The 22,044-nt window shown below is 46.5% G+C and carries 16 protein-coding genes; 12 read left to right on the forward strand and 4 right to left on the reverse strand.

Annotation, left to right across the window (positions count from 1 at the left end; genetic code table 11):
• Positions 1–24: 24 nt before the first annotated feature.
• The 8 genes from AC58QC_RS24725 (at position 25) to AC58QC_RS24760 (ending at position 14,786) form a co-directional block, all read left to right on the forward strand.
• Positions 25–1,536 (forward strand): response regulator, encoded by a 1,512-nt coding sequence (locus AC58QC_RS24725; protein ID WP_497417702.1) that lies wholly within the window; start codon positions 25–27, stop codon positions 1,534–1,536.
• 120 nt (positions 1,537–1,656) lie between these two features.
• Positions 1,657–7,620 carry an S-layer homology domain-containing protein gene (locus AC58QC_RS24730; protein WP_497417703.1) on the forward strand — a complete coding sequence of 1,988 codons (5,964 nt, stop codon included), beginning with the start codon at positions 1,657–1,659 and terminating at the stop codon, positions 7,618–7,620.
• A 374-nt stretch (positions 7,621–7,994) separates the two neighbouring features.
• Positions 7,995–9,320, forward strand: a complete 1,326-nt coding sequence (locus AC58QC_RS24735) for an ABC transporter substrate-binding protein (RefSeq protein ID WP_497417704.1) — start codon at positions 7,995–7,997, stop codon at positions 9,318–9,320.
• 80 nt (positions 9,321–9,400) lie between these two features.
• Entirely contained in the window at positions 9,401–10,270 is an 870-nt protein-coding gene (locus AC58QC_RS24740; protein ID WP_497417705.1) for a carbohydrate ABC transporter permease, read from the forward strand.
• 4 nt (positions 10,271–10,274) lie between these two features.
• The gene (locus AC58QC_RS24745) at positions 10,275–11,102 is read left to right on the forward strand and encodes a carbohydrate ABC transporter permease (protein ID WP_497417706.1); all 828 of its coding nucleotides are present in this window, start codon (positions 10,275–10,277) and stop codon (positions 11,100–11,102) included.
• Between the two features lie 132 nt (positions 11,103–11,234).
• On the forward strand, positions 11,235–13,016 hold the full coding sequence (locus AC58QC_RS24750; protein ID WP_497417707.1) for a sensor histidine kinase: 1,782 nt from the start codon (positions 11,235–11,237) through the stop codon (positions 13,014–13,016).
• 7 nt (positions 13,017–13,023) lie between these two features.
• Entirely contained in the window at positions 13,024–13,815 is a 792-nt protein-coding gene (locus tag AC58QC_RS24755; protein ID WP_497417749.1) for a response regulator transcription factor, read from the forward strand.
• Positions 13,816–13,877: 62 nt separating this feature from the next.
• Complete coding sequence (locus AC58QC_RS24760) at positions 13,878–14,786, forward strand: phytanoyl-CoA dioxygenase family protein (protein ID WP_497417708.1); 909 nt, start codon at positions 13,878–13,880, stop codon at positions 14,784–14,786.
• Here AC58QC_RS24760 and AC58QC_RS24765 read toward each other — a convergent pair.
• The 3 genes from AC58QC_RS24765 to AC58QC_RS24775 form a co-directional block, all read right to left on the reverse strand.
• Complete coding sequence (locus AC58QC_RS24765; RefSeq protein ID WP_497417709.1) at positions 14,783–15,637, reverse strand: helix-turn-helix transcriptional regulator; 855 nt, start codon at positions 15,635–15,637, stop codon at positions 14,783–14,785. The two genes, AC58QC_RS24760 and AC58QC_RS24765, sit on opposite strands and share 4 nt — an antisense overlap.
• A gap of 402 nt (positions 15,638–16,039) precedes the next feature.
• Positions 16,040–16,792 carry a hypothetical protein gene (locus AC58QC_RS24770; RefSeq protein WP_497417710.1) on the reverse strand — a complete coding sequence of 251 codons (753 nt, stop codon included), beginning with the start codon at positions 16,790–16,792 and terminating at the stop codon, positions 16,040–16,042.
• Positions 16,793–16,845: 53 nt separating this feature from the next.
• Positions 16,846–17,100 carry a hypothetical protein gene (locus tag AC58QC_RS24775; protein ID WP_497417711.1) on the reverse strand — a complete coding sequence of 85 codons (255 nt, stop codon included), beginning with the start codon at positions 17,098–17,100 and terminating at the stop codon, positions 16,846–16,848.
• Between the two features lie 168 nt (positions 17,101–17,268).
• Between AC58QC_RS24775 and AC58QC_RS24780 the strand changes: the two genes are divergently transcribed.
• The 3 genes from AC58QC_RS24780 (at position 17,269) to trhA (ending at position 20,141) form a co-directional block, all read left to right on the forward strand.
• A complete protein-coding gene (locus AC58QC_RS24780) occupies positions 17,269–18,363 on the forward strand; it encodes a glycosyltransferase (protein WP_497417712.1) in 1,095 nt (364 codons plus the stop codon).
• The gene (locus tag AC58QC_RS24785; protein WP_497417713.1) at positions 18,360–18,992 is read left to right on the forward strand and encodes a glycerol-3-phosphate acyltransferase; all 633 of its coding nucleotides are present in this window, start codon (positions 18,360–18,362) and stop codon (positions 18,990–18,992) included. The genes AC58QC_RS24780 and AC58QC_RS24785 overlap by 4 nt, the downstream gene beginning before the upstream one ends.
• A gap of 504 nt (positions 18,993–19,496) precedes the next feature.
• The gene (gene trhA, locus AC58QC_RS24790; protein ID WP_497417714.1) at positions 19,497–20,141 is read left to right on the forward strand and encodes a PAQR family membrane homeostasis protein TrhA; all 645 of its coding nucleotides are present in this window, start codon (positions 19,497–19,499) and stop codon (positions 20,139–20,141) included.
• On the opposite strand, the gene AC58QC_RS24795 is transcribed toward trhA, so the two are convergent.
• Positions 20,117–20,467, reverse strand: coding sequence for a hypothetical protein (locus AC58QC_RS24795; RefSeq protein WP_497417750.1), 351 nt, complete (start codon positions 20,465–20,467; stop codon positions 20,117–20,119). The genes trhA and AC58QC_RS24795 overlap by 25 nt on opposite strands.
• 81 nt (positions 20,468–20,548) lie before the next feature.
• On the opposite strand from AC58QC_RS24795, the gene AC58QC_RS24800 reads away from it, so the two are divergent.
• Entirely contained in the window at positions 20,549–21,979 is a 1,431-nt protein-coding gene (locus AC58QC_RS24800) for a HEAT repeat domain-containing protein (protein WP_497417715.1), read from the forward strand.
• Positions 21,980–22,044 lie beyond the last annotated feature (65 nt).

Raw genomic sequence — 22,044 nt, forward strand, 5'->3', positions numbered from 1 at the left:
AATGCCCTCAAGGGTGGGATGAACATGATCCGCATCATTGTTGTTGAAGATGAGAAGGCCATTCGAATGGGCATGGTAAGTATGATAGAAAGTATGGAACTTAATATCAGCATACTAGGTTCGTTCAAAAATGGATTGGAGGCGGTGCAGTTTCTGACCAAACAAGCTGTAGATGTCATCATTACGGATATTTCCATGCCAAGAATGGATGGATTCGAGCTCACGGAGCATGTCCGTCTGCATTATCCAGAAACCAATATCGTTATTTTGAGCGGATACAATCAATTTGATTACGTGCGTAATGCACTGCGGTCTGGTGTTAGTGATTATTTAGTCAAGCCTGTGAATAAGAAAGAGCTTCATCAAGTAATAAAGAAACTAATGGATCACACGCTGCAAGAGAGACTGCGGAGAGAGCAAACGACAGATCTTTTGTTGAAAAGCTATTTGTCAGGCGATATGAAGGTAGATCAGCTAGAATTACTCTGGGAATCCTTCTCCATGTATAGAGGGCGTACTATCCCCTGTGTATTTATGGTGAGCAAAGCAAGTCATATCGCTGCCTCAACAAGCAGCCACGGACGATCCAATGGCACTTCGTTTCCCGATAGCAGGGCATGCAAGCTTACACCTAGTCTCGAGCTGATGATTATATTTGGCGTTAGCGGTATGGATGAAATTGAGCAAGTAATGGGGTTGGGCGAAGCTAATATACGAGGTGCTTCATCTGTAGTTTCTCGAATCGAGGATTGGCCGAGAGGCTACGCTGAAGCGATTTCTGCGATTTGCATGCATTGGCACCGCGAAGGCAAGATTGGCTTGATCACTTATGCGGAGCCCAGTTACTCTCGATCAGAAATCACGGTCATGGTCTCTCTGATCGATTCCCTGTTGCAGAATTCCTCCAAGTGGATGGACCGGGATGAACTAACGAAATTAAAAGGACATTTATACCGGCGAGCGAAGCGAATCCAGATTCACTGGGCTGATTTGTGCCGTGTACTTGGCTATTTATTATATCAACTGCACATGCGCATTTCCGACGCGACTAATCGGACGTTTGATTCTCATACGGATTCGAATGATTTTGAACTACAGCTATGCGAGCATGCAACATTGCAAGATGTTTTAGATGATATTTTTGACAGGATGGATAGCATGCTAGCTGATCTGGAGATGGAGCCTGGCGCCTACGAACGGAAGGTTGTAGGTACGGTCAAAAAGATCATCGATCAAGCCTACAATCGCGAGATTGAATTGTCAGAGCTGGCGAATCAAGTGTATTTGACAGCCAACTATGTTAGCTTTCTATTCCGCAAGGAAACGGGGATGACCATTACGGAATACATTATCGATCTTCGCGTCTCGAAAGCCAAGGAGCTGCTCCTCAACCAATTGGAATTGAAAACCTATGAGGTAGGGCAAGCCGTAGGCTATCCCGACGCTGCTTACTTCAATCGCCTATTTAAAAAGGTTGTCGGCATAACGCCTCGCATGTACAGGGAACAAACGCAGATAGCTCAATTACCGAACTAACCTGATTCTTCAGAAGGACAATGTAGCCCAATAAAATGCCAAGCCAGTACATTTCATCCGCCAATCATCCCTCCTATAATTAAAAATGATACAAATTGTAGGATACGAGGGGGCGAACGTATGCGTTTGAAAAGCATGTGTGCAAAGCTTGTAGTAGCCATGCTAGTGGTGTCTATGCTCTTAAGCGGGTTTGTAGGCACGCCAATAATGAAAGCGGAAACAAATTCCGTGGTGACCCATTTTATTACCCGATCTGGTGATAAATTGATGGATGGTTCAAACGAATTTCGATTTATTGGGGCGAATGTGCCTACGCTAACCATGGTCGAGGATGGCTATTGGCAGGTGCCAACAGAGTGGGAGCAACGAGATGCATTTAAAGCTTTGCAGCAAATGGGAGCGACAGCAACGAGAACCTACGTCCTTTCTGTCAAAAAGGCGACCGATTACCCAGGCATGATTAGGCATGTGGGAGGTCCTAATCAATTCAATGAGGAAGCCTTCGTCGCTCTTGATCGTGCGCTTGCGCTTGCCAATGAGTACGGCATTCGTCTTATCATCCCCTTCGTAGATCAATATGAGTGGTGGGGTGGAATTGGCGAGTACGCCAAGTTTCGCGGGAAGAGTAAGGATGCTTTCTGGACAGATCCGGAAATTAAGAAGGATTTTAAAGACACGATCGCGTATGTGTTGAATCGCACGAATACTTTTACAAACGTGAAATACAAGGACGACCCCGCAATTCTTGCTTGGGAAACCGGGAATGAATTAACACCTCCAACCTCCGCATGGACGACCGAAATTGGAACTTACATCAAAAGCATCGATAATAAACACTTGCTCATTGACGGCAAATACGGCATTGATGCCAGTTCTTTAGAAGAAAGCTCACCTATCGATATCGTAAGCAATCATTATTATCCTAATCATTATGCAAGCTTTGCTTCTCAAGTTAGCATCGATAGGAATACAGCGAGAGGGAAAAAGCCCTTCTATGTAGGCGAATTCGGCTTTATTCCAAAAACAGAGTTAACTCCTTTTCTTAACAACGTTGTTGAAAACGGTACCAGCGGTGCTTTGATCTGGAGCTTGCGGTATCACAGTGAGGATGGCGGCTTTTTCCGACATACGGAAGGTACTTATGGCGGTACGTTCTACGAGGCGTACAAATGGCCAGGATTCCCAGCAGGCGAGCAAGTCTTTGAGGAGTCATCCGTCTTGGGGCTGTTACGGGATAAAGCGTATGCGATTCGCGGCATTCCGAAGCCAACTTTACCCCTTCCTGACGCACCTGTCATGCTGCCGATTGATACAGTCTCCCGTATCGGATGGAAGGGGTCAACTGGTGCAACAGCCTATACAGTAGAGCGCTCCGTCTACGGGAATGGGCCATGGGACATTGTCGGTGCTCAAGTCTATGATGCGTCCAAATCAGATCTATTTGACGATATGACCTCGGTTACGGGGGCAACGTATTTTTACCGAACGAAGGCACGAAATACCGTGGGTGAATCGACTTACTCTCCTGTCATAGGTCCAATTATTGCGAAGCATGCCATCCAGGATGAGTTGATCGATTATAGCAAAATGTATCAATTCTCAACAGATCTCAAATTCACGACGGATGATCTGAATCCAGCGCTGTTTGGCGGAGATCATTATCGCCTCAAATTACAGCCAAATGCAACGAATCAATTCGTTGCGTATGCACTGCCTTCTACACCTACGCAATCAGCGGAGCTGCGAGCGTTATCCTTACAGGTTTCTGCGTTCCGTACTACGGGTCATCCGAGCAGTGAGTTTAAGATCTGGATTTCTGCAGATGGAATGAATTACGCGGAGCTTCAGGTATCCCAAGCGGATGCTGGCGGCGGGGATTGGCGCAAAGTCGTGTATCACACGGATAGCATACCCGGGGCAGCAAAGTACTTTAAAGTAACCTTCCCTGAAGGTGATGAAGAGTCGCAATTGGGTGATATTGAAATCGTATACAACCATACAAGTGGCGAAGAACTTATCTACAAAGAAGCTATTTCTAGCGTTGCTATTACCAACGGGGTACTAACAGACGAGATGAATAATCTGTTGAAAATGGCGGACCACACGGCTAATCTAGGATTCGAAAATGGTGGCGCATTTTTTGGCGGCGATTTGAAACGACTAGTAAGAACGTCTAACAATGCGGAATCGTTCGTGTATCAAACAGCCGGGGATATGAATTATTTTGTGATGACAAGCTTCGCAAGACAAGAAGCCAGTAAGTATCGGCTGCCGAATTTCACCTTCCTGACATCGCCAGATGGTGAACATTACACGAATGTAAGTCAAGTTCGTGTGGATGAGGTGCCGGGCGAGGGGTACTGGAGCCGAATGGTTTACACAGCGTACACCTTACCGGCTGGAACGAAATTTATGAAGATTGTTTTCCCGGTTGTTCCTGTGAACTTTGCATCTGAATATTGGAATCCGCAAGTGGGGCGTATCCAAATTGGTGTAGGCTCAGAGAAGCTTGAACCTCCTTCGAATGTGAAAAGTGATGTGATCGAAAATTTTGAAGGCTATACGGGCTCAGATAGTATGTTGAGAAGTGCTTATTCTGTCAATACATCGGGCTCGCCAATTGAGTTGAACTTGGATACTGTCCATAAATCCGAAGGCAATTACAGCCTGCAATTAACCTCATCGCTGAGTGCAGGCTGGGGTGGGATGGAAAAGCAAATGACGAATACGGATTGGTCTGGCAGCAGCGGTATTTCCTTCTGGGTTCAGCCTGCCGAAGCCTACACAGGCATTTCCATTCAAATTAACGAAGGAAGTGCAACGAACGGTGAGGTCTGGAAAAAAGATGTTGGGGTATCCGGCAGCGAACCACAGTTGATTCAATTACCTTTTAATCAATTTTATGTACCTGACTGGTGGAAAAACTCGCATAAAGGCGTTGGGAATAATCGTGTAGACCTTTCGTCCATTACGACATTTAGTATCTATATTGATGGCGCGCCAAATGTAACACGTTCCGTATACTTCGATGATTTCCGATTGTATAAATCACCTGTTGTAGATACCTTTGAAGACTATGGTGCTGATAATACGAAGCTTCGAGCTCAGTATAAACGCAATACCGATGGGGATCCGATAACCGTAACACTCGATGCCGAGAATAAACAAAACGGCGCATATGGTCTCAAGCTCGACTTTGAGTTGACTGCTGCCAAAGGATACGCTGGTGTAACCAAGTCCATTGGTGGTGCGGATTGGTCAGCCAACAATGGTGTGCAGCTATGGATGAAGGCAGGGGAAGCGGGACGCGGTGTTACGTATCAATTAAAGGACGCAACCGGCGAGTATTGGGAAGCCAAAGTGTTTATCAACCATATAGAGGGTACCCTGATGAAGATCCCTTTTGGCTCCTTCCATTTGGCGGGATGGCAATCGGTGACCGTGGATGGGAAACTCGACCTTACGTCCATTTCAGAGTTTTCCATTTATGTGGATAGAGGTTCAATAGGAAATGGTGCAGGAACACTGTATCTAGACGATATACAAGCGGCTTCGCTTCGTGAGATCGACAATTTCGACTTCTATTCAACAGATGCCGGGGTGCGAGCCGATTATGTGAAAGAAGCAGGCGGCGATGAGACAGCAGCATCCCTGGAAAATGATACGAAGCAAGCAGGGAGTCATGGGCTTAAGCTCAGCTATACACTGACTGATGCGAAAGGCTATGCAGGGGTAAAACGTACACTTGGCAAGCTCAATATTTCGGGTGGCGGTAATGCGCTATCTTTCTGGCTGAAGTCGGATACAGTTGGGCATGGACTTACGTTCCAATTGACAGAAAGTGACGGGGATATTTGGGAAGCGCAGACACTTTTGACCTCAACAGAGGCTGGCGTCATTCAAATTCCTTTCGGTGGATTCGCCAGAAATCAAACGTGGTCGAAGGGGGATGGAAGGCTCAATCGTGCTGAGATTGCGTCCTATGCGATTTTTGTGAACAAGGGCGCGGGGCAAGCAGGTTCGAATACTCTTTATATCGACTCCATTGCAATCGATTCAGTGCCAACGATTGATGATTTTGACTACTATGGAGGCGGTGAACTCGTTTCAGGCGGCGTGTATACGACGAACGTCTGGGGTGGAGAGGTCACGTTGACTCCAGTTAGTGGTCATAAGGAAGCTGGTCCAGCTGGAGGCAAGTATTCCTATGATTTCAAATCAACTAATTTTGCCGGAGTTAACAAACAACTTGGTAGTTTGGATTGGCGCGAGTATGAAGGCATACGTTTATGGTTGAAAAAGGATGCCTCCAATAATAGATTGGTTATTCAATTCTTAGAGTCAAACGGTACAGCATGGGAATTCAATATTATGTTAGATGATGACAAATCAGGTGTGTTGACGTTGCCATTTGATAAGTTTGCGAAAGCATCTTGGAGTAATGGTGATGATATTATCGATCTTGACGCGGTTAAAGAGTTTTCGATTTATGTGAATGAAGGACTAACCGGCGCGCTAAGCCAAGGAACTGTATACTTTGATACGATTAAGGTTTATAAGGCAGGGGAGGAGCCAGATCCGGTAGATCCGGTAGATCCGGTAGATCCAGTAGACCCAGTAGACCCGGTAGATCCGGTAGATCCAGTAGATCCAGTAGACCCAGTAGACCCGGTAGATCCGGTAGATCCAGTAGACCCAGTAGACCCGGTAGACCCGGTAGATCCAGTAGACCCAGTAGACCCGGTAGACCCAGTAGATCCAGTCAATGATTCGAATGGGCCTGCACCGGATGCTTCCATGCCTGCACCAACTGTAGTTGAGAAGGACGATCAAATTGAGCTCACGAAGGAAGCATTCAGGCTCCAAACCATTACAGATAAAGAAGGGAGAGAGGTACATCAAGCCATCATCCAAGCAGGTGATCTGAAGAAGGCATTAGAGCTTGTGATGAAGAAAGAGCAGGGAACACCGCTTGTAATGACATACAGCTCCTCGAATATTGATGAGGTCGTGATACCGAGTTCAGCGTTGTCGGGGGTACTCGTAGCAAATCCTGAGGCGCTAGCCAAATCCGTATTCACGATGAAAAGCGAGGTGGGTTCCTATTCGCTTCCACTCAGTATCCTTACCAATCCTACGCTTCTTAAAGCGATAGGCACAGGCACTGGGGACGCTGCTTTGCATATTGCGATCAATCCTATATCCAATGAACAAACCGAGCAAGTTCGCAAAGCAGCCGAAAAGCAAGGGGTAACACTCATCGGTACTCCGATATCGTTCCGCCTACTCGTGACTAGTGGTGGTCAACAAACCGAGATTGACAATTTTGGCTCTCTGTTCATAACTCGGAGCATCATCGCAAACGGTGTTACCGATCTGTCTAAAGCCACAGTCGTAGTCATTGACGAAGAAACAGGCGCAATGATGTTCGTTCCAGCATCCTTCCAACAGCATGACCAGCAGCTAGAAGCTGTCATCAGCAGAAATGGAAATAGTGTGTATGCGATTGTAACCCATCAAGCCAAATTCACTGATGTTCCGCTCACACATTGGGCCCAGTCTGCGATTGAAGCTTTAGCTTCCAAGCTGCTGCTGAATGGCATGACGGACACCACGTTCGCACCGGATCGTGCGGTCACACGAGCAGAGTTTACCAATATGCTGGTGAAAGCGATGGGGATCTTACCGTCGAAAGGTTCTCAAGCCAAATTCTCCGATGTAGGCGCACAAGATTGGTATGCATCTGTGATTTATGCTGCGAGCGAGCTGGGCTTGGTAGATGGCTTCGAAGACCGCAGCTTCCAACCGAATGCGACCATCACACGAGAGCAAATGGCCGTAATGCTCAGTAGAGCTCTGGGGTTAACGAAATTATCTCAAACCGTGAAGCCAGCAGCTTCACTCACGTTCACAGACGCTGCTAGTATATCTTCCTGGGCAGAGGCATCGATTCGTCTAGCAACAGCCGCAGGTTTGTTAAGCGGCAATCCTGACGGATCCTATCGACCGCAAGCTGTTGCAACACGCGCTGAAGCAGCTGTCGTCTTCTATAACCTGCTGCATAAGCTTGGCATTGTAAAGTAGGTGACTGGGGGGGCCTCGGCCCCCCTAGATTTTACCTAATTTGTCGGCTGCATGTCCGACTCCAACCTGGAAACGGAACGTAGATACGCTATTTCACCAAAATTCAGCGAAATTACATGCAAATGAATCAAATAGTGCATTCACGTTCCGCATCTTTTGAAAAATCGCTGTTTAGGCAGAAATAACGTCCTGACGTTCCGTATCTGATTACAACTCTTTTCCATGCTGGATTTTGAGGTTATTCTCACCAAATTCCACCGAAAAGTGGAAATACAGTACAAGGAAAAACAAATGCGTGCCATTTTACTCGGGGCATGAGCGACTTATAATAAAAATGTAAGCGCTACACAAACTAGTTCATTGGGGGAAATAGGATGAAGAAGACATTAGTAGCCTCGACATCAATTTGTTTATTAGCAACCTTACTCGCAGCGTGCGGATCGGATGCAACGACAACGACAGCTAGCCCGACACCAGAAGCCAAGGCAACAGCAGCGGCTACTGCTGCGGCAGCGACGGAAGCTCCAAAAGCAGCGAATCCGAATGATGAGATTAAAGGTAAAATCGTGTTCGCAACGAACCGTACGGACTTAATTGATACGAAGCTGAAAGAATATCGTGAAGCGTTCAAGAAAAAATTCCCGAATGCGGACGTAGAATTCGAAGCGCTGAAAGATTATGAAGCCGCTATCAAATTACGCTTGGCAACGGCGGAAGTGCCGGACGTTGTTTTGATTCCGAACATTCCGAATACACAGCTTCCTGATTATTTTGCCCCACTGGACGATCTCGGTCTGAATGATAAGATCCGCTTCAAGGACTACAAAACAGCGAACGGCGGTACGTATGGACTCGTAACAGGCGGTTCCACAACAGGGATCGTATATAACAAGAAAGCCTTCGCAGATGCAGGTATTACAGCACTTCCGAAGACATTGGATGAATTCTATGCCGCATCCGAGAAGCTGAAAGCGAAGGGAATTGTTCCTCTTGCGACCAACTACAAGGATAAATGGCCTCTTTACACGTGGCAACACATTGCAGTAGCGATGTCCGGCAATCCGAACTTCTGGAATGATCGCATCAAGCAAGAGAACGCTTTTGATCCGAATGGGGCTTTCGCTAAGTCCTTAGGCATTCTCAAAACGATGATCAGCAAGGGCTACGTGGAGAAAGATATCAACTCCTCTAACTGGGAACAGTCGAAGAAAGATGTAGCATCCGGGAAGATGGCGATGTATCTATTGCCAAACTGGGTCATCCCACAAGTCATTGAAAATGGCACAGAAAGCGCGAACGTTGGTTTCTTCCCAATGCCTTTCGATAACTCAGGGAAGCTGACTACGCTAATGACACCTGATTATTTCTATGCAGTCAGCAAAAACAGCAAAAACCTCAAAACAGCAAAAACGTTCGTGAAATGGTTAATCGAGGATTCCGGTTATGATGATTTCGCTGGCTTCATTCCGTCATTGAAAGATAAGAAGTCCTCAGTTATGCAACTGTCTGACTTCCTAGCTACGAAAGATCTGAACTTCGTTGAAATCGCTGCAGATAACAGTGACGCTATGGCGATCCAGAACAAGGCTCAAATCGATCTCAACGATATCGCGCAAGAGGTTGCGGTAACGGATGTCGCCAAGGTATTTGATAAATACAACAAGAAATGGGTGGAAGCGAAGAAAGCGCTCGGCAAATAATACAAGACGTAAGAGGGCTGAATGAGACTTGGGAAGCATTCGGCCTCTCTTTTCAAATTAAAGAGCAATGAGGTATGGAGATGAGCTACCAACAACAAAAAATCACATTGATCGTATCCTTCCTACTCGTACCACTCGTGCTGCTGCTGACATTTACCTACTATCCGGCCATGAGGCTCATTTATTTAAGCTTTACGTCATGGGATGGTCTGACACCGGTCAAAACATGGGTTGGGTTTCGAAATTATGAAGAAATCATGGGCAATCTAGAGGTTTTCTATGTCTTCCTCCATAATGTTGCTTATTTCGTAGGCGGCATTCTGCAAAATGTTGTAGCCTTTTTCTTCGCGGTTCTTTTGAACAGTAAGCTTAAAGGTCGTAATGTGTTTCGTACCGTGCTATTCTTGCCCTACATTATGAATGGCGTCGCCGTAGCGTTCATGTTCGGTTATGTATTTGATACCAACACTGGCTCATTAAACTATTTTCTAAGTCTACTTGGCTTCGATCCTATTTCTTGGTTAGGTAAGCCTGGTCTCGTCAACATATCACTTGCTTCAATCAGCGCATGGAAGTTTATGGGATTCAATATGGTTGTGTACTTAGGGGCCCTACAATCGCTGCCGGAAGATCTCTATGAAGCAGCCAAAATAGACGGTGCACGAAGATTCCAAGTGCTTCGCTACATCACATTACCTGGTATGAGGAAAATTATCGAGCTTAATCTGTTTCTGACTGTGATTGGGGCCCTGGAAGTGTTTGACCTCCCCTTCGTCCTTACCAAAGGCGGCCCTTTGGCTGCAAGTAAAACGTATGTTCAGCAAACAGTGGAGACCGCGTTTCAATATAATAACTTTGGACTCGCTTCGGCAATGAGTGTGCTATTGATGATTGTCGTCATTGTCGTAGTATCCGCACAACGTAGAATTGTTGGAGGAAAGGAGGAGTGACCCCATGAAACCAAGACCGATCACATCGACAGTGAAATATGCGCTTTTGTCCATCGCAAGCCTAATTATCTTTTTCCCTTTATATATCTTGTGTATAAATGCATTTAAGGGAAGTAAGGAATATGGCATGTCCAGCGTCTTTTCACTGCCGAACTCCTTTCTTAATTTTGATAATTTCCTGATTGTATTTGAACGCGGGAATCTCGGGCAGGCCTTCCTGAACACGACGATTGTAATTGGCTTATCCTTGATTGGCAATATCGTCATGGGGACGATGGTTGCCTATGTGCTTGGACGTTTCAAATTTCCAGGCAGCTTCCTCATTCTTGGTCTATACACCGGGGCAGCGATTATTCCAGCGATCACGACGCAGGTGGCGATATTCTCCATTATCAAATGGTTGGGATTATTCAACACGCATTTCGCACCAGTACTCTTATACATCGGTGCGGATGTGGTCCAAATCTACATTTTGCTTCAGTTTATTCGGAACATTCCTTATGAACTTGATGAGAACGCCATGATCGAGGGCTTATCTTTATTTGGCATCTTCTATCGCATCATCATACCGCTGCTTACACCAGCCATCTCGACGGTTATTATTCTTAAAACGATTTCGATTTATAACGATATGTACACGCCATATTTGTATATGCCTTCGCAGAAGCTTGGTGTTGTTTCGACCACCTTAATGAAATTCACAGGCACGAATAGTGCCGAGTGGCAATTGATATGTGCGGCAATTCTTATCATTCTGCTTCCGACGGTCGTCCTGTATTTGTTCCTGCAACGGTACATTTTCTCCGGAATTACGAATGGTTCTGTGAAATAGTTAGGTAGCAGGACACCACCGTTCGCGAGTCGAAATAGTAACCCAAGGCCCATTACAAGGAGCCATGGGTTTTCTTGATTTTTTGAAAAGAAAGGGCTTACATTTGTGTGAAAGAGCTGGGGGGAACTTCTTGTGCTAAGCGAGATATGGCATTGGATTGTGAGGTTATCACTGACGCAAAAGTTGATTACGGTTTTTGTTATTTTAATCACGGTACCCATTGTTACAATTTCGATGATCTCCTATTCGAGTTATTCCAAATCCATAGAGAAGAACACAGCTCTCTACGTGAATCAGATTTCTCGGAAAATTCTGGAGCGAGTGGACCAGTACGTATCCGATATTAAGCGAGTGACCGGCAGTCAAATTTATATGCAGGATATTCAGGAATCCCTGGCCAATCCGACGAAAACGTTGGAAGAAACGAACCGTCTACAGAACTTCGTGAAGGGTCTGAACAGCCTGAAGAATGATACGGAGTCTGTGTATATTTTCGATAACTATGGCAATATGTACGACAGCACGAAAAATGATACGATCCGGGCGAACATCCGGCAGCAGGCCGTGGAATTGCGCCAACAAGTGCGTAATGCGCAGGGCTCATCCATCGTGATCTCCACGCAGAAAATAAGGGTTGGTCAAACAGACAAATATTACTTCTCTATCGCCCGAGAGTTGAAGAATACGAACTCTCTGGAAGGGATCGGCATGATTATTTTCGATTCCCGCATTCAGGTCATCGCTGATGCCGTAAAAGAGCTTGATGGGGTAACCAAAGGCCGAACGATGGTCATCGACGATCAGAATACGGTCATTTATGATAGCGAGCAAAAGTGGATTTCAACGAATGTCGCGAGTAATGAACTGGTTCAGAAAACCGTCGGGAAACAGGGAAGTTTTAAGTTAACGATGGAAGGAAAGACGTATTTAACCTCATATACGACCTCGGAAGTGACAGGCTGGAAGCAGATCGTGCTGATCCCCGTGGATCATTTAACGGAGGAAACAAGGGTAACGCGGGATTTCACTATGATTCTTGTACTGCTTTCTATTACGGTTGCTTTAGTCACATCCGCCATTATTGCGATTGCGTTGACACGGCCGCTTAGGACACTGATGAGGACGATGAAGCAAGTTAATAAGGAGAACTTAGACGTCCAAATTCCGGTGAAGTACTCAGACGAGTTTGGCATACTAGCGAAGCATTTTAATAATATGATTAGAAGAATCAATGAGCTGGTGGAAGAAGTCTATCAGACGCAAAATCGCAAACGGGAGGCCGAACTGAGGTCGCTGCAGCATCAAATTAACCCCCATTTTATTTATAACACGCTGGAAGTCATTCGCATGACGGCTGAAGTAAAGCGAGATTATGAGATCTCGGAAATGACCTATAATCTAGGCGAGCTGCTGCGGTATGGCATTCTACGCGGGACGGATCAGGTGACCATCCACAAGGAGTTGGATCATTTGGAGAAATATGTGGCGCTGCAAAACTTTCGATTCTCCAAAGATATTCAGCTTGAGTTAAACATCAGTGAGGTCCATTTGACCTATCCCGTCATCAAGCTATTGTTCCAACCCATTGTGGAAAATGCGATTTTGCATGGCTTTGAGATGAAGGAAGAAAATTGCAGGATCATCATCAGTTCTTATGAGGATAAGCAGGCGATCTATTTCACCGTCAGGGATAATGGTTGCGGAATGGAAGAAGCGCAGCTGAGAATTATACGGAATGCGATGCTCGGTGTGCAGCAAGAGAATCGATCCAACATCGGTATTGTCAATGTGAATGAGCGCATTATTTTGCAATACGGTGCCCCATTTGGGTTACAAGTCAGCAGTGAAGTCGATGTCGGCACAACCGTGACGATTGTTCTACCCGTACTGGAAGCATGGAAGGAGAGTGCCTAAGTTGACGATGAAAATGGTGATAGTCGATGATGAGCAGCGAATAAGGCTGGGTCTTCAGGCCATGGTTGAAGCCATGGATTTACCTATGGAGATTATGGGCTTGTGCGCGAATGGGATCCAAGCGTTGGATAAGATGAGCAGCTGGGAAGCTGAGGATTGCAAGGTTCTCCTCACGGATATCAAAATGCCCATGATGGACGGGATAAAGCTAATTGAGCGAACAAGAGCGGAGTATCCAGATGCTCATATCATTCTATTAAGTGGATTTAACGAATTCGAGTATGCCCGTCAAGCGATACGTTTCGGTGTGGAAGAGTATTTGTCCAAGCCAGTGAATAAGAAGGAGTTGTTTCAAGTATTGAAGCGTGTGGGGGAACGCTTGACGGTGTTCCATGCATCTGAAAAGGAAGCCGCTGATCGCTTGCCTGCTGAGCCTAAGGTGCATAAGAAGCAAATCATTGCCGATGTCATTCGCATGCTGGAATCGGATCTAAACCAGCCGTTCGATCTGAATGAGCTCTCTGCTAAAGTGGGATTGAACCCAAGTTATTTATGCAAATTGTTTAAAAAGGAAACGAATAAGACGATCACGGACTATGTCACGGATCTGCGTATTGTGAAAGCGAAGCATATCTTGGAGGATTATCCAGATGTGAAAATGTATGAGGTAGGTTCTTTAGTAGGCTATACGGACCCCGTGTACTTTACGAAGCTATTCAAAAAATCAGTCGGCATGACGCCGAAGGAATATCAAAGCGGACTAGGTGCTTTTGGCAACCAAAATGCCTGTTTAGACTAAAGATTTTCTCTATTTGTTGCAGTACAGTAAGGGTATGAAAGATATCTGAGGGGGTTATTCTTATGAGCCAACAAGAGCTGCATATACCTGAAGCCGATGCTTTACTGCAAGATGAGATTACGAATGAGCAAGCGCAATTTTTCTTGGATAATGGTTTTCTCGTCATACGCAATGTGGTGGTCGGGGAGGAGTTGCGGCTCCTGCAGGAGCAGACGATGAAAGCTGTAGAAATCGGGATGGCTGGAAGCGAGGATGAGGATTATAAGTATCGTGTGAGGAAAAATGGCGAGCGTAAATATTGGCGTACGGAGTACATCATTGATAAGCAAGAGGCGAATAAAGCACTGCTTGCTCATCCGTTTATCTTACGTTCTGTAGCGAAGATTCAAGGGGTTAACTTCATACCTACCTGGGATTCCTTAGTTGTGAAAATTCCTAATCAGGCGGCCAGCGTGCCTTGGCATCGCGATGCGTTAGTGCCTGAGGGCTGTACAGATCCGCGGCCGATCTTCAATGTTGATTTTTATTTGGATGAGGCGGATCTGAAGTCATGCTTGTGGGTTATTCCAGGAAGTAACCATTGGGCGTCGGAGGATGCCGAGGAGCGCTGCGCTCGTCCAGACTTTGAAGTCAGCGATGCTGTACCTGTGCCGATGAATCCCGGCGATGTGATTTTCCACAACATTCAGCTGCTGCACGGCTCTCCTGAAGGAGATGGCAATGCGCTTCGCCGTACCGTGTATTATGAGTTCCGTCCAGGTGAGATTGAAGCGGAATTTGGACCGCATACGCTGGAGTATCTTGCATTGAAGCAGCATATGCTTGTGGATTGTATCGAAAAGCGCAGGGAAGCTGCTTATACGTCGGGTGAATCGCCGTATGTGTATCAGCCGAATGGGGCTTTCGCGATAGGCGCGAAGATGACGCCGAAGACGTATCGGTATGCGCATTCTGATTATTGGCGCGGTTAGGAATAGATCAAATTCGCACAAAACTGGGTTAAGCTTTGCCCAGTTTTTTTCTTGAACATTCGACCGAATGTATGGACATCGGAGTAGCCAACGCGATCCGCAATTTCACTGAAAGAGAGGCTGCTGTGAATGGCCAACTCTTTCGCTTTATTGATGCGGATCCAAGTCAAATACTGCATAGGCGACATCCCGACGTGCTGGCGGAATAGGGTCAAAATGTAGTTTTTGCTGAGGCCGGATACGTCCTCCAGCTCTTTGATTTGAATCTCCCGACTGTAGTGCTCGGTGAGATAGTTTTTAATGAGGACGAGCTTCGGCATGGTGAGCGCGTCTGTTTTGGTGCGGGCTGCACCGGATTCGATGGCTTGTGCGGCTTCAGCAAGAATGCGCATGAGCAAGCTCTGGCAATGCATCTGATGCACAAGACCGGGCTGGCGGTAATGCGAAACAAGCTGCGAAAGCATCGTTTCAACAGGGTGATCCGCGAAATTGCCAAGGATATGCTTATGTTTAAATAGTTCCTCATACGGAAACGCTGATGTGCCAAAGTGGAACACCAGTGAAATACACACATAAGGACTGTGGTCCGCCTTAATAATGGAGTGACGCTCATTGGGACGATGAAATAAGAGATCGCCGCGGTGCGTTTCGTAGGGATGATCGCCAACCGGGTAGTGAGCAAAGCCATCCACCACATACTGCAGGATAAACTGCGTCATTTCTCGATTGCGGATCGCCCAGCCCTGTGGAGCGTGAAACATATGGGCTAACGTAATATAGGGAGGGAAATGATAATCCTGAAGCATTCCAATCGTTTCTACAGGCTGCAGCGTACTGAGGTTGGAAGCCATAATGATCAGCACCTTTCTATATGCTTCATTGTAGCATGAGTAGGCGATTTTGCAGAGTGCGTTTGGCAACAGATAGTGTTTACAATCGGATAGTTTTATTTCATACATACCCCTATGTTGTATTTCGTACAACATAAAGCCTGCTTTGCAGGCTTTTCGCACACAATGTTGCACTTTGTGCAACATTATTGCTCAAATAGAGCCAAATCAGCCGAATTTGGCCAATAATGTTGTACGTTGTACAACATAGGCTCATACATCAGCTGATTTCGTTTACACATGTTGTACTTTGTACAACATAGAGGGAGCGTCGCGGCTAGTAGATGCCTCTAAGAGGCCCAATCACCGCCAGCGCAACTAAAAAGCTTCAGCCCCCAATTAGGGCTGAAGCTCATTAATTCCTTATTCCGTTACCTTCTGCATCTTACCCGGATTGTTGATCTTATAAGGCACCGGATGCTTGCTTAGCTTCTTGGCTACGATTTTGCACTCGAACGTGACGGTGTCGCCGATCGCGAGATCAAGTTTTTTGAGCGTTGCGCTGTGGCTCGACCACGCGGTGCCGACTTCGATGGCTGGCTCCAGAATCGAAACGGCTTCATAGATGATGACTTCATCATCCGTGTCTGAGAAGTTGTTCGGCACGGTCGTAAACTCGGTAACCGTCGCCTTCATTTTTACTTTCTCTTCAGGAAGCTCCAGTTTAGGGGCTTTTTCTTTTTTTATTTTTTCCTTAGCGGGCGCTTTCTCAGCAGGAGCAGCCTGTCCATCTTCAGAAATAACTTCAGCTTTAGCGGCTTTTGGTGCTTTAGCAGGCTTCTCTTCCGGCTCGGCAGTCTCAAGCTCGTCCACTAATGCAGCATCTTCAGCTAATGCAGATCCACGCTGGCTATAGTTAGCCGCTTGCATTTCCTTTAAATAGGAGGGATGAATGCAGTGCAGCTGCTTCGTATCCAGTTCAATGACAGCGGTCATGGGATCCACTAGGCCAACAATATTGCAAGCAACATTAAGGCTATTACCTTTATAGAAAAAGGCTTTCGCTTTTACCGCTTTTTCAGATACTAAACCCCATTCTTTACATTGCTCGATCAGCTCGAACTCTTCATCAAAACGAGTAAACGCAGCTGGTTGAATGGCGAACGCGTAGTCCATATGTGATCAACCTTTCTATTCTATGTAGTGGGAAGGTTTATTTCACTTCTTCCTCATTTATCCTTATTTTCATCCTCGTCCGCATCAAGATCTTCATCTTGATCCTCATCTTCTTCACAATCGTCCTTCTCCTCTAAGCGGAAATCGTCGGTCTTTTCCCCGTCTTCCCAAATTTCCACGAAGAGCGCATCGCAATTTTCAAAATCAGCCGGCTTGAACGCAAGCGCTTTTTCCTCGTCCGGACCAACATAAACATTTTCTAGAGTTTCCCCATCAAACGAGAGGATGACGTAAATTTTCATAGGCATGGTATGCCTCCTAGTAAGTGATAAGCATTATTATAACATACCGAGTGAATTGTTCGCATGAAGAGCGATTGAACTTTCATATACATCTATATAGCCTGTATTACCGGATCGAAAAAAGGGCTCGTTCAGGATCCGTTGACAGCGGGAAGTGAAGGAGGAGTTCTAAGGATGGCGTTGCTAGTCATATGTGTACTCGGGTGTCTGTCTGGTTTCATGATTTTTAGGAGACATGAAATACCACGCAGCACAGATCAAGCTCTGAATGATGTTAAGCTGTCTATTATTATTCCGGCTAGGAACGAAGCGGACAATCTCCCCAACCTGCTGCATACGCTTAAAATCCAAACCTTGGAGCCTTACGAAATTATTGTCATTGATGATTTTTCGGACGACCATACAAGGGAAATCGCTGAAAGCTTCGGGGTTAAGGTGATCTCGAATCCCAAGCTGCCTGACGGATGGACGGGCAAAAACTGGGCGGTATGGAATGGCTATTCCCATGCGACTGGGAACCTCATTGCTTTCTTGGATGCGGATATTCGATTTGCACCTCGGGCATTAGAATGTTTAGTGAAGGTGCGGAATAAATTAGGAGGGGTGCTATCCATTGTACCCTACCATTACACGGAGAATTTGAGAGAGAGATTGGCGCTAATCTTCAACGTGCTCGGTGTATTCGCGTTTACTTCTCCTTTTGAAAAAAATAATGCACAGAAGGGCCTTTATGGGTCCTGTATTTTAACGACTAGAGCAGATTACGAATCGATCAAAGGCCACGAAGGCATCAAATCTGAAATGATGGACGACCTGAATCTCGGTGCTACTTATGCAAGGGCAGGCATCCCAGTGAACAACTTTATCGGCTATGGGCTGGTCTCTTTTCGGATGTATCCTCAGGGGCTCAAAAGCCAGATCCAAGGCTTCGGCAAAGGCGCAGTCATAGGTACGTCTAAGCTCAAAGCAGGTACACTTACGCTTACAGCGATTTGGGCCATTGGGCTGATCCTCTCAGCAGCTTTCCCATTTTTCCTAGATACCACGTGGGGCGTTCCTCTACTCATCGGCTATCTCATTTACACGGCACAGCTTTTTTATTTTGTGAAATACGTTGGTATTTTTGGCATTGTCACGCCTGTATTGCACATGGTGTCAACGTTATTTTTCATCCTGGTGATGCTGTACTCGATGTATCAGGTCGTATTTCTAGGGCATGTAGCCTGGAAAGGGCGGCAAGTTAAAGTAGGAAGCAGGCGAGAGCAATGATCATCATCGGATGGACGATTTGTGCTTTTGTATCGGGTGCGCTCATGTTTAGCTATTGGCTAGGTCGGTTGGCTCGGAAAAACCTGAAAACAGTCGGAGACGGCAATCCAGGTGCCCTCAATTTATGGAAAGCGGCGGGTTATCGGCTTGGGATTGTCGGGGTGTTGCTCGATTTTATCAAAGGGTATCTCATCATTCGATTGGCAGTTGAAGCAGGTGGGATGTCAGGCTATGCGCTGATTCCTATTGCGTTGGCACCGATCTTCGGGCATGCGTTCTCCCCATTCTTGCGTGGAAAAGGGGGCAAAGCCATCGCCGTCACCTTCGGCGTCTGGAGCGGATTGACACAGTTTGAGGTGTCTCTTGCGTTAGCCGTCATTTTGGCCATTATGCTAATCTCGATGAAGGTTATAAACAAATGGAAGCCGATATCGTCGGAGGCGGATGGTCAGCAGGTCGTGATCGGCATGCTGCTTTTGGGCGTTTATCTATATGTGAGGGATGCGGCCGCCGTGCTGCTCTGGGTGTGGTTGGGGAACACGCTTCTGATCATGCTGAAGCATCGCAAAGAGTTGTCTGCCTTCCTGCATAAAAAGAATAAGCAAAAAGAAGAATCCCAGCACTCATGATGCTTAGACGTTTCATTAATAGATGGAGAAGTAAGTTTATTTTGCCAAGTATCAAGGCGTTTGGTACTGTGAATATATACATGATTTAAAGCGTGAAGCACGCGCCGCTGGCTCCTTAATGTTGGAGTTGGCGGCTTTTTATTTTTTAGGAGGCGGTTTACGCTTGGCGATCATGGCAAAAGGAGTAGTGTAAGTCGAAAAAATCGAGTTACACGTGGCAACCATGGCAATAGGAGTAGTGTAAGTCGAAAAAATCGAGTTACGCGTGTCGAGAATGGCAATAGGAGTAGCGTATGTCGAAAAAATCGAGTTACACGTGGCAATCATGGCAATAGGAGAAGTGTAAGTCGAAAAAATCGAGTTACACGTGGCAACCATGGCAAAAGGAGTAGTGTAAGTCGAAAAAATCGAGTTACTCAATCAAGCCAATGACAATCCGCTTATACATACGTGACCTCTCCTTGGGAAAAACTAGGGCATATAGCGAAAGGAGTGCCTTGGCTCATGGAGGATCATCTTACACGAAAAGAAGAACGCTTAAACACAGTGAGCCATGGGATAGGCGTGTGTTTAAGCGTTTATGGGCTCATTCTGCTTTTGCAGCGATCTGCGATTTTTGAAGATTGGTTATACACGGCGAGCAATGTTGTTTTCGGCGCTTCGCTTTGCTTAGTTTATGTGTCCTCAACGCTCCTGCATGGTGTACGCTCACCCAAATGGGGGAGACGGTTCGAACGGTTGGATCATTCAGCGATATTCATCGCTATGGCAGGTTCTTACACGCCGTTCCTGCTCATAACCATTCAAAGTCGATTAGCTATTGAGCTTCTTATCGTTATCTGGGCGCTAGCCTTCGGCGGTGTGCGATATGTGCATCTCATCATTCAGCGATTTATGCCATGGGGGCTGCTGTTTTATTTGGGTATGGGCGCCTTCATGACGCTCTTCATCGTTCCCTTATATGTGCGACTTCCCCACATGGCGTTTGCTTGGCTCGGGCTCGGGCTAATGAGCTATCTAGTGGGGGTCCCTTTTTTCCTCTGGCGAAAATTACGCTACCATCATACCATCTGGCATCTGTTTGTTCTGGCTGGGAGTGCCTGCCACTTTATCGCTGTGTATAGCTACGTGATGCCCGCGCTTTTATAAGCTAGGCCCGATTCTTGATGTCCAAGTATTTCAGCCTTTGTCAGCTTGCTTTCGGCCACTTCACATATTTCCTGCCAAATGAGCTCGCCTGCTTGATCCAAAAGAAGTATCCCATCCAGCATCGAGCTCACATCCACATCCATGTTATCGGACATATGGGAAGCTGCATGCTTGTTCGCCGTTATTCTGATAACGGGAACCACAGCCGCGCCTGTTGGTGAGCAATAATAGTAGTATATTTTCGACTTTATATCAAAATAGGAGTGAACTTCAATAAATCCAGGTGGATAATAATACCTTAATTTTGTGCTAGTACGGATTAAGATTGTTTATTTAATGTCCAAAGCATCGTTCATATAATAAAGTCATGGCTCACTCATTCCTAACATGCCAAGGAGGCAGAGACAATGCAAAGCAAGTCACCTTTATTATTGACCGATGAGCAAATGAGAACGTTTATTACGAATGGCTGTCTGATTCTCAAAACAGATTTTCCACGTGAATTCCACGAAAGTATAGTAGAACAGTTGAACACGGTGTATACCGAAGAGGGTAACCCGGGTAATAATCTTTTGCCTCGAATTCGCGAGCTGCGTAAAGTTTTCGATCATCCTGTTGTGACGGGGGCATTGACGAGTGTTCTGGGACCTAATTATATGATGCATGCGCATCGTCATGGGCATTTCAATGCCTCTAGCATTGCCGGTGGGTGGCATAAAGATAGCTATTGGGGATATAAAAGGATGCGCAATCATCACCCGCAGTGGGCAATGATCATGTATTTCCCGCAGGATACTCCTGTGGAATTAGGACCTACTGGCGTCCTGCCAGGAACGCAAAACTATGAATCTCGTACCTTTGAAGGAAATGAGCAAGAGGGTGAGGTTCTAGCGAGTGGAGAAGCGGGTACTTTTGCGCTGATTCATTATGATATTTGGCACCGTTCCACTCCGAATGTACTGGGACAGCCTCGTTATATGTTGAAATTCGAATTCATGCGCACCGAGTTGCCGCAATCGCCAAGCTGGAACAATCAAGAACGCGGATGGCGGAGGCCTGAGGAGTTGCATGTGCCGATCGCGGAGCATGATTTGATGTGGGAAGAGACGTGGAATTGGCTGTCTGGACAAGTTGGCAGCATCGCCAATACCGTTGCTTCAGATCCGGATCGGATCAAGGAATTGGCAACGGGGTTGAGCAGCTTTGAGCCGGATGCAATAAATGCGGCTTATGAGCTTGCGGCAAGCGGTCAGAGTGGCGTAGATACATTGCTTCACGCGCTTCACAGTGATGATAAAAATGTGTCAAGGATTGCTGCATATGGCTTATCAGTAGCGGGAAGTGATGCTGTTAAGGGATTGGTTGCAGCGGTGGCGGGTGCGGCTGAAGGAACGGAAGTGAATTCCGAGGAGGTCATTGCACACGCAGTGTTCGCACTAGGTGAGCTAAGAGGGCTTGCAAGCGAGGCATTACCTGAACTAGTGGGCTTGATGAAGCATCCGTCGGAGACGATTCGCTGTGCTGTTGTTGATGCCCTTGGTCTTATGGAAGCTGGGCACGACCAAGTGGTCGCCTGCTTAGCCGGGGCGCTGCAGGATGAGAGTGCACAGGTCCGGTTTATGTCAAGCCTATCCTTGTCCCGATTAGGGGCAAGTGCCGAGGCAGCGATTCCCCAATTGGAAAGCGCCTTGGATGATGAGAACCGCTATGTTCGTGCGCATGCGGCGGAATCCCTGCACTACATCGGAACGGAGCGTGCGAAGGATACCCTCATCAAGTTCCTCCTTAACTCGCGTTGGTGTCCTACGACGACTGCGAAGAATGCGTTTTATCCGTAAGCGTCTAGTTTTTACTAGGCAGTACAAACAACCCCCATCGAAGCTACTTATGGCTTCGATGGGGG

It is taken from the genome of Paenibacillus sp. J22P51 (assembly GCF_059692215.1).

Bases quoted from the DNA above. Each gene is read 5' to 3' on its own strand.
- AC58QC_RS24725 (WP_497417702.1), top strand. From the start codon at position 25: ATGATCCGCATCATTGTTGTTGAAGATGAGAAGGCCATTCGAATGGGC.
- AC58QC_RS24730 (WP_497417703.1), top strand. From the start codon at position 1,657: ATGCGTTTGAAAAGCATGTGTGCAAAGCTTGTAGTAGCCATGCTAGTG.
- AC58QC_RS24735 (WP_497417704.1), top strand. From the start codon at position 7,995: ATGAAGAAGACATTAGTAGCCTCGACATCAATTTGTTTATTAGCAACC.
- AC58QC_RS24740 (WP_497417705.1), top strand. From the start codon at position 9,401: ATGAGCTACCAACAACAAAAAATCACATTGATCGTATCCTTCCTACTC.
- AC58QC_RS24745 (WP_497417706.1), top strand. From the start codon at position 10,275: ATGAAACCAAGACCGATCACATCGACAGTGAAATATGCGCTTTTGTCC.
- AC58QC_RS24755 (WP_497417749.1), top strand. From the start codon at position 13,024: ATGAAAATGGTGATAGTCGATGATGAGCAGCGAATAAGGCTGGGTCTT.
- AC58QC_RS24760 (WP_497417708.1), top strand. From the start codon at position 13,878: ATGAGCCAACAAGAGCTGCATATACCTGAAGCCGATGCTTTACTGCAA.
- AC58QC_RS24765 (WP_497417709.1), bottom strand. From the start codon at position 15,637: ATGGCTTCCAACCTCAGTACGCTGCAGCCTGTAGAAACGATTGGAATG.
- AC58QC_RS24770 (WP_497417710.1), bottom strand. From the start codon at position 16,792: ATGGACTACGCGTTCGCCATTCAACCAGCTGCGTTTACTCGTTTTGAT.
- AC58QC_RS24775 (WP_497417711.1), bottom strand. From the start codon at position 17,100: ATGCCTATGAAAATTTACGTCATCCTCTCGTTTGATGGGGAAACTCTA.
- AC58QC_RS24780 (WP_497417712.1), top strand. From the start codon at position 17,269: ATGGCGTTGCTAGTCATATGTGTACTCGGGTGTCTGTCTGGTTTCATG.
- AC58QC_RS24785 (WP_497417713.1), top strand. From the start codon at position 18,360: ATGATCATCATCGGATGGACGATTTGTGCTTTTGTATCGGGTGCGCTC.
- trhA (WP_497417714.1), top strand. From the start codon at position 19,497: ATGGAGGATCATCTTACACGAAAAGAAGAACGCTTAAACACAGTGAGC.
- AC58QC_RS24800 (WP_497417715.1), top strand. From the start codon at position 20,549: ATGCAAAGCAAGTCACCTTTATTATTGACCGATGAGCAAATGAGAACG.